The 8,812-nt window shown below is 38.6% G+C and carries 6 protein-coding genes; 3 read left to right on the top strand and 3 right to left on the bottom strand.

What is annotated here, in order from left to right; all coding sequences use genetic code 11:
- Positions 1–416: 416 nt before the first annotated feature.
- From SANK73390_RS01075 to SANK73390_RS01065, 3 genes are all read right to left on the bottom strand, one after another.
- Entirely contained in the window at positions 417–2,000 is a 1,584-nt protein-coding gene (locus SANK73390_RS01075; RefSeq protein ID WP_462762459.1) for an ATP-binding cassette domain-containing protein, read from the bottom strand.
- Positions 2,001–2,277: 277 nt separating this feature from the next.
- Positions 2,278–3,297: a DUF4097 family beta strand repeat-containing protein gene (locus SANK73390_RS01070; protein ID WP_462762457.1), complete on the bottom strand. Its 1,020-nt coding sequence runs from the start codon at positions 3,295–3,297 to the stop codon at positions 2,278–2,280.
- A 265-nt stretch (positions 3,298–3,562) separates the two neighbouring features.
- Complete coding sequence (locus SANK73390_RS01065) at positions 3,563–3,952, bottom strand: hypothetical protein (RefSeq protein WP_261594443.1); 390 nt, start codon at positions 3,950–3,952, stop codon at positions 3,563–3,565.
- Positions 3,953–4,657: 705 nt separating this feature from the next.
- Here SANK73390_RS01065 and SANK73390_RS01060 point away from each other — a divergent pair.
- From SANK73390_RS01060 to SANK73390_RS01050, 3 genes are all read left to right on the top strand, one after another.
- The gene (locus tag SANK73390_RS01060; RefSeq protein ID WP_462762455.1) at positions 4,658–7,051 is read left to right on the top strand and encodes an ATP-binding protein; all 2,394 of its coding nucleotides are present in this window, start codon (positions 4,658–4,660) and stop codon (positions 7,049–7,051) included.
- Between the two features lie 98 nt (positions 7,052–7,149).
- Positions 7,150–7,869 (top strand): glycoside hydrolase family 25 protein, encoded by a 720-nt coding sequence (locus tag SANK73390_RS01055; protein ID WP_462762453.1) that lies wholly within the window; start codon positions 7,150–7,152, stop codon positions 7,867–7,869.
- Complete coding sequence (locus tag SANK73390_RS01050; protein WP_462762450.1) at positions 7,857–8,783, top strand: hypothetical protein; 927 nt, start codon at positions 7,857–7,859, stop codon at positions 8,781–8,783. The genes SANK73390_RS01055 and SANK73390_RS01050 overlap by 13 nt, the downstream gene beginning before the upstream one ends.
- Positions 8,784–8,812: the final 29 nt, after the last annotated feature.

The raw sequence follows: 8,812 nt of genomic DNA, 5'->3' as shown, positions 1-8,812 counted from the left end.
GGACTAAACCTAGCTTTTAGCCCAAGTGTTCCCCGTACTCACGGGGCTAAACCAGCTCGTCTTTACTCCATGAGCGCCTAATAAGCGTGTTCCCCGTACACACGGGGCTAAACCGTTTTCTAGTTTTATCACTGTTTCTTTTTTGACGTGTTCACCGCCACACAGACGGCTCATGGTAATAGTGGCAAAACTGAAGTTTGCAATTCACTAAAGTGTCTTCCTGACGAAGGTCAGGATCTTATTAGTTTTAGATGGGGTTTGGTTAGGCCCTGAAACAAGTTCAGGGTGACGGGATTTAGTTAAGTTTGACAGGTTTGGTTTAGGGTTACATGCTCGCTTTATAGATAATGACGCATTAAAGTAGAGGGGGAATAGCAAATAAATATGCCGTAAACCCCCTTTACACTTTAACTCAGTTATGTTTTTAGTTGAAGCATGTGGGTTATGCCAATGTTATTTACAAAATAAGTGTCATGACTTATAAGTAAAAAGCTGCCTTGGTATTGTGATAATGCTTTAGCGAGTTGTAGTTTTGACTCTAGGTCTAAATGGTTATCGGGTTCATCAAGTAGCAACAGTGGTGTAGGCTGCTGTTGACTTGCACACAAAAGTGTTAGCTTCATTTTTTCTCCGCCACTGAGTGTAGTAATTGGCTGCTCAGTTTTGATTTTTGTTAAACCAATGCCTGCTAATAGCGTGTAGATATTACTCGTGCTTAGGTGGGGGCAATATTGATTGAGTGCTTGCACCGAATTTAATTGATGGCCTAGTTGACTAAAGTATTGGTCAACATAGCTCAGAGGTGTGTTTACAAATAACTCTCCCGATAGCGGTGCTAGTTGGTTTAATAGGGTTTTAAATAGGGTTGATTTACCACAACCATTACTGCCTTTAATATGCCATTTTTGCTGTGTAAATACTGTTAAATTTATAGGTGCTGAGGTGCCAAATGGTAGGTGTACGTTTAATAAAGTGACTAAGGTTTTTTTGTTTAATGCACTTTGGGTTGGGTCACTCAGGTAAAAGTTTACAATGGTGTTTTTTTGATGTTTTTGTAGTAGTAGCTGGGTCTTACTTTGTAGTTTATGTTGGCGTTGTTGCTGGTTTTTTTGCTTACTCGCTAAGTTGCTGCCTGCGCGGTTTTTTTGGCTGTTAAGTAACATTTTGGGTTGGCTGCCTTGATTGCGCAGTTTTTTACCTTGAGCTGCTCTTTGTTGTGCCTTTTCTTTATTTGTTTGTGTTTGTAATTTTAGTTGTGCCTGCTGGCGTTTTACTTCGTGTAGCTGTTGAGTTACAGCACGTTGTTCACTGTGTTTTTGAGCCAAATAGTGTTCAATATTGCCACCATATTTTCTTAGCCCAATTTCGCTGAGTTCCCATGTTTGTGTAACGTGGCGTAATAACTCATGGTTGTGACTAATGATCAAAGCATAGCCTGTAAATGTGTTAAGTTGTTCAATTAGCCATGCTTGTCCTTTTGCATCTAAATGGTTTGAAGGTTCATCTAAAATAAGCAACTGCGCTTGACTATTAAACAACTGCCATAACCGCAACCTTGCCAATTGCCCGCCACTTAGCGTGTTACAAGGTAAATGCGGGTTATTGGGTAAACCAAGAGTGTTTAGTTGCGTTGATAATTGTTCAGGCAATTGCCATCGTTCAGCGACTAAATCAAATAAGTGTTGCTCGCATTGGCCTTGTGCAATCAAATCTAGAGCTTGTAGGGTTTTTTCGTATCCTAAAAATTGCGCTACAGTGATATCACTATTAATAAAATGCACAGGCTCTTGGCTAAACATGTCAGCCTGAGCCATAAGCTCCACAGAGCCTTGGCTAGGTTGCAATTGTTTGGCAAGCAGTTGGGCTAATATGGACTTACCAACCCCATTTTTGCCAACAATGCCTGTACGTTGGTGCGAAATGGTACAGTTTAGGTTGTTAAATACTGTGTTGCCGTTACAAAATTGATAACTTAAATTATGGGCGTGCAAAATGTGCATTATGCCTCCTAATAAACAGGGGGCGGCAAGCGGGCTGAGTGGTTAGTCAGCTAAAAAGCAAACAAAAATAATATAAAGAGGTATAAACGCAAAGCCACGCTCACTAACCCTGTAGTCCAAAAAAAATGATAAATGGATAACAGGCATTAGTTGTTCATGATGGCGTTTACTCCAATAATAATGAGGGTGATCAGTGTAGTGTGTTGTAACAAAAAATAAAGAGGTAAACAATACCACTATTTACCTCTATCTGCTTTGGTATTATTAAGCTTAATACTTAGTCAATTTTTACGCCGTTTTTAATGTTATCAACGCGTAAGTTACCTGAGCTGTCGCTTTCAATAATAAGGTTAAGCGCACCATTAACATCAATATCACCTGCTTCGTCGTTGATAGTTACACTGCCAGTTACGTTATTAACCGACAAGTTGCCACTGCCATCATTTATGCTAACGTCGCCTTTGCTATTATTAATTTTCAAGTAGCCGGCATCATCTTTAATTGTAATGTTGTTACCCCCATCTACTAATATGTTTCCAGACTCATCCTCTATCGTAATATCACCAAGTATTTTGGCTAAGGTAATATCTCCAGCGTCGTCACGAATATTGAGCATTTGGCCACCAGTAATATTAATATCACCAGAGTCATCTTCAATGTTTATGTTTTTTTCAATGCCAGAGAGGTTAATGTCACCTGCGTCATCAGTTAGGGTAAGCTGTTTGCCACCAGTAATGTTAATATCACCAGAGCCATCTTCAATCATTAGCATACCGGTCGCATTTGTGAGCGAAATAATGCCCGAACTATCGTCGATGGAGATGTTTTTACCGCCATTAATATTGATATCACCTGAGCCATCGTCAATTTGAATATCTTCTTTTAAACCATTAATACTTATGCTGCCAGAGGAGTCGTCTAACTTTAAAGCAAGAGTTTCTGGCAGTGTGATTGTCATATCAATACGAGGGCTTGAGTTAACAAAGCCTACCATCACTTTTGAGTCTATTTCCGCAACCAATATGGCTTCGTTGCCTTGTTGCTCAAGGGTAAAAGTAAATTCATTTGGCTTTATGGTGTAAATATCAGCATTGGCTGTAATTTCGGTCGCTGTTGCGCTGCCAATAATTTTTAAATCGCCTGCATTTGTGCGAGCAGATAAGGTTTTTAAATTGTGTGCAGATAGCTGTAATTGGCGCTGTACATGTTCTTTTGCATCGGCTGAAGCCGTATTTATGTGCACAACGCAACCGCTTAAAATAATGGCGGATACGATAGGAGTAATGAGTTTTAACATGAGATATCCCAATTTATTGTTATAGAGTTGCTCGAGAATAGCAAACAGAGTGCCAGTTTGTTACCTATTGTTTTATTTAAATTTTTTCTTTTTTAATGCTAAGTGTTTTGCGACTTTAATCAAAATCGTAATTTATTAGTTAACTTAACCATTAATTGGACGTATGCGCTAACAAAAAGGTTGGAACTGAGGAAGTAATTTTAGTTGCAATAAATCAGATGGGTATATGAGGCGGTATTTCCACCTCATATTTTCACTTTAAAATTTAGTAAACCGTGAAGTAGCTTACATTTACATCACCTTCATGGTAAAGGTAATTGGTTTGATGATAATGAATATCGATGACTACACTGGCATAGTCTGTACGCAGCGACATATTGTTAGGGTCGGTAGGTATTGAGTAATAACACTGTGCTTGAGCAAACAAATACACCTGTTCACTGGGCTGTGCAAAATAATAAACTGGGTTCTGCTCACAACCTTGCAGCTCATATCCTGTATTACTTAGTTGTGCTTTAACCACTTGGTATGTGCGACCATATTCTAATACTTCTTGCGTAGAAAAATAGCCTGATGAAAGATCAGGTGCAGCTAAAGATACGAAGCTAGCAGATGAAATTAGACCTGCAATCGCGGTTAACAGTAATTTTTTCACAAAGAAATCCTTCTAGTTTAAAAGTAATAAATGCCCAAATGGCGGGTGTATCCTAACGCTAAAACTTAACTTTGCACGTTAAATTTCGATGACAGTTTAACGACGGTTTTATTTTTTAAAATTGATTTAAATCAATGATTAAATAGATTTTTATACTGTCAACATTAGGTTCCGACTGTAAAGTTTATGAGGGTTTTAAAGGAAGGAGTATATTAGTTTTTTCGGTGGAATTTATTATAATTTGATACTACTGTATTAGGTTTTTTTATTTGTTTATTTTTGTTTTGTTGTATTATTTTTGCGCACTCTGTTGTGTTTTTTAATCTAATTAAAAAGTGCTAATTTTTGTTTCCTTCGGGAACTAAAACTTGCTTAATCTAGAGTGATGTAATCGCGATTTGAGGTTTGTAACTTCGTTTACTAACATCAGTTGTGGATAAGAGAGTTTATCCAGTAATGTTATTTTTTATTCTAGATGTTGATTTTACTTGGAATAGTAGGCAGTGACTGCAGTAATTGTTTTGATATTGAACACAAAATCATCATTGGATTGTAAGCCGTGCCAGTTAACAAAGTATTACTATTTCAAAGCCTGCACCTAAGCCCAAGTTAATTAATAAAATAAAGTAAGGGCATAGTTTGCATCTAGTGCTTCTATTAGTCTTCGACTAAACTCAATGCACCGACACTATTATAAAAGCCAATATGCGTTTAAAAAGCCGTTTGATCAGTGTATTTTTATTTTGCTCATTACTGCCACTATTATTTGTCTTTGCTTTAACAATCAATCATACCAGCAGTCAAGCTAAGCAACTTAGCGTTAAAGCAATACAAGCGCAGGTACAAAATGGCGCAATGGTTTTTGACCGTTATTTCAGCCAGCGAAAAGCAGAGCTGGCTGTAATGGCTAGTGATTTGCGCGTACAAAGTATGCAATTTAGCCAAATGCAGGACTATTTAGCAGCCCATAAAGCGCGCAGTAATGGTGTATATGAAAAGTTCATTATTGGTGAGTTAGATGGCAGCTTTTATAATACTGAAGGCGGCAATCCAGCACAGGAACTACGCCGCACATTTGATGATAATGACCCAAATTCACCTAGAAAAAACATAATGCAGCGTGACTACTGGCAAACTACAGTAGCCAACAATACTGAACAAAAGCCGCTGATCTATGTTTCTGAACCAATGATCTCCTATACCACGGGTGTAAAACAAATGGTGATCAGCAGCAGTATTATTAATCAACAAAATAAGTTGGTGGGGTTACTTGCAGGTAGTATCCCATGGCGAGAGATTGACCGGCTTAGCCATGTTGTTAAGCAGCAACTAGAAGATTCTTTTACTGACCAAGCGCGTGTGATGATTATTTCTGCAAGTGGGGCTTATATTTATCACTGGGATAAGAGCAAAGTTATTCATTTAGAATCTAAAAATGGAGAATTTGTGATCAATGACTTGGGTGAGCGAGAAGCAAAAAAACAGTATATTTCTCAACATGAGAACCCGGCATTAAAAGCGATAGGTATTAGGATGCTCGCAGGCCACAACGGGTATGAAATACTACCAAAGGGGGCTGAGGGTCAAATGGAGCATGTGTTTTTTGCACCAATAAATGCCGCAGGCTATAGCATTGCGATGGTGCTGCCAGATGATGTGATGTTTGCACAAGTTCAGGCTTTATATGGGCAGCTTTGGCTAATATTTGTAGTTGTTTTGTTGGTGGTACTTTTAATTGCGCTGTGGTTATCAACAAAGCTCTATACGCCTATTAAAGAACTGACTCGTGCGGCGCAACAGCTATCATCTGGTCAATATGATTACCCACTAGGCTTTTATAATAATGATGAAATAGGAGACTTAACTCGGGCATTTAATCATATGCGCAAAGAGCTGCAACAGCGAGAGCACACGTTAGAGAAGCGAGTGCTTGCTCGTACCCAAAAACTAAAAAGCGCGCAGGAATTAGCACAGCAAGCACTACGTGTTAAAAGCCAATTTTTGGCTAATATGAGTCATGAAATTCGCACTCCTATGAATGGCATTCTAGGCACTTTAGAACTATTAAAAGACAGTGATGAGTTAAATAAGGAGCAAACTCATTTGTTAAGAGTATGCACTCAGTCAGGTCATCATTTGTTGGGCGTTATTAATAGTATTTTGGATTTATCTAAACTAGAAGAAGGTCAAGCTTGCGCACAATACAGCGACTTTTCATTTATTGAATTGGTTAACGATATTAAAAATATGCTCACTCCACTGGCTGATGAAAAACACCTTGATTTGCAAATGAGCGTTGCTGCTAACGTACCGTCTATGCTGGTAAGTGATTCTACCCGCTTGCGGCAAGTGTTAATTAATGTGTTGGGCAATGCCATTAAATTTACACAACACGGTAGTGTTTTTTTAGCTTTTGAATATCAAGTTAATAATAAACAAGAAAATGAACTACAGATAACAATATCCGATACCGGTATTGGAATTGCTGAAGATGATTTAAAACAGATATTTGAGCCATTTAGACAAGCACAAGGCAGCGCTGCCAGTCAGTTTGAAGGAACGGGGCTTGGGCTTAGTTTATGTAAAGAACTGCTTACTTTGCTTGGAGGAGCAATTGATATTGAGTCTGAGGTTGGCAAAGGAACTCGGGTGTTTATTACGGTGCCCGTAAAAGAGAGTAATAAAGAAAAAGCACAAAATGAAAAGCATGATACTCGATTGCCTAATGAGTTAAGTGGGCATGTGTTACTCGCTGAGGACAATGATATAAATATCATGGTGGTAACAGCCATGCTGGTAAAGTTGGGGCTTGAAGTGAGCACTGCTAAAGATGGTATGTTAGCACTTGAGTTGTTGGAACAAGGAGAGTTTGATGTGGTGCTAATGGATGTATATATGCCAAATTTAAATGGCCTAGAGACAGCAAAGCGTATCAGGCAGAAGAATCAATATCGACATTTGCCAATTATAGCCTGCTCAGCGAATATTTTTGAAGAAGATAAAAGTGCGTGTTTTAATGCCGGTATGGATGACTTTATTAGTAAACCTATCAATAAAGAAAAGCTCAAAGAGGTTTTGGCACGTTGGTTGCCGTGTTAAATTTTTGTTGTCAGCACTATACTTTTACTGGGTTATATATTTAAATGATTGAATGAATTACGATAACTGGTGTAAGCCAGAGGTTTCAAGGAATTGAGATGAATTATAAGCTGTTAACGCGGTTAGCTGTGCTATTTATCATTGTTATTTTATGTATTAAAAGACCTATATTATTTGAGACGCTTTTATCATCAAGCCCAAAAACTGAATTTACCGATGGTATACACGGTATTGATGTGTCGCACGACCAAGGTCAGGTAAATTGGCATAAAGTGGCACAAAGTGGTATTCAGTTTGTGTATTTAAAGGCTACTGATGGTATTACTTACACCGACCCTAAGTACTCTGATAATTTGCAAGGTATACAAGCAACGAACCTTGCGGTTGGGGCTTATCATTTTTTTGAAGCTGAAGATGACCCGCAAAAACAACTCGCCCACTTTCTAGCTCACATTAAAGGTAAGGGCCTTACCTTAACGCCTATGGTTGATGTTGAATTACTGCGCTCACAAAGTGCGGCTCAAATCAAAACGCGGCTTAATAGCTTTCTAACTGCTCTAGAGCAGCAAATTGGGTGTAAACCACTTATTTATAGTTATGGTAGTTTTTGGCAAGCCAATATTGGCACTGGGTTTAATGACTACCCATTTTGGTTCGCACAATATAACAATACGATGCAGCCACCTGAAAAACTCAAAAATATTAAAATTTGGCAATACTCAGAGCGTGGAACTGTACCAGGTATTGATACACCCGTTGACTTAGATAAAGTGCTCGATACGGAGCAAGGGTTGGAGGCATTAAAATGCAATTACTAACTTCATTTGGTCAAAGCATACTCAAACATAAATGTCGTTTACTTGCTCTGTTGTGTGGCGTGTTAAGTGTGTGGTTACTGGTTGCTATTATTCAGGGGCAGTTTGCTGATAGTAACTTGATACAAGACAATAAAAAATTGTATCAGTCAAACCAGCATTATTTAGCACAAGTTGAACAACAAATACTCAAAGACTTAGCTGATGTGAATGTACTCAATGCTGCACTTAATGTGGCTAAAAGCAGTCAATTTGGTATCTCTTTTATTGTTGATTTTAATGTGGAAATTGGCAGTTTACTCACTGATTTATCAAACTTACTTGAAAAAAGCAGCCATTATTTATTTTGGTCAATGGCGTTAGTGGGTGCTATACAAGCTTTTACTTTTTTAGCTGAGCAGCTCTCTCCTTGGGTATTTCAAGCGATGTTGCTGTATGTGAGTGGCTGGGCTTTTTTGTGCGTGTGTCAGCCTAAGTTGCGTCATCGGCCTAGCTTACAATGGCTAGCAAAAGCAGTGGTAACGATATTTGTAATTTGCCATTTGATAATACCGTACAGTATTCATGTTAGCGCGCAGACATCTCATTTAGTGGCTGCTGAATTGGGTCATAAAGCTGACCTGAGTTACTTCAGCGATGTTGCCCAAGAAATGCATACTGGGTTATCAAGTACGGATCTTAAAGCGCATGCTAAGCACGGTGTAAAGGTACTACACAAAGCCTTAGCGATTAAGCTATCTGATAAGGTGTTAAAGGGCAATAGCGTGGTGACGCACAATTTAGCGCATAAGTTTATTGCGTTTGTATTGCTGCCACTCTTGTTTGCTTGGTTACTGTATTTGTTGATCAGACGTTGTTTACAGAGCTTATTACGGCCCACACGTCAAACGCCACTCGATACGCCATTAGTGTCATGATTTATATTGATTTTTAATAATAGTTGTCC

The organism is Pseudoalteromonas sp. SANK 73390 (genome assembly GCF_054966645.1).
This window is presented reverse-complemented; position numbering and strand designations above follow the sequence as displayed.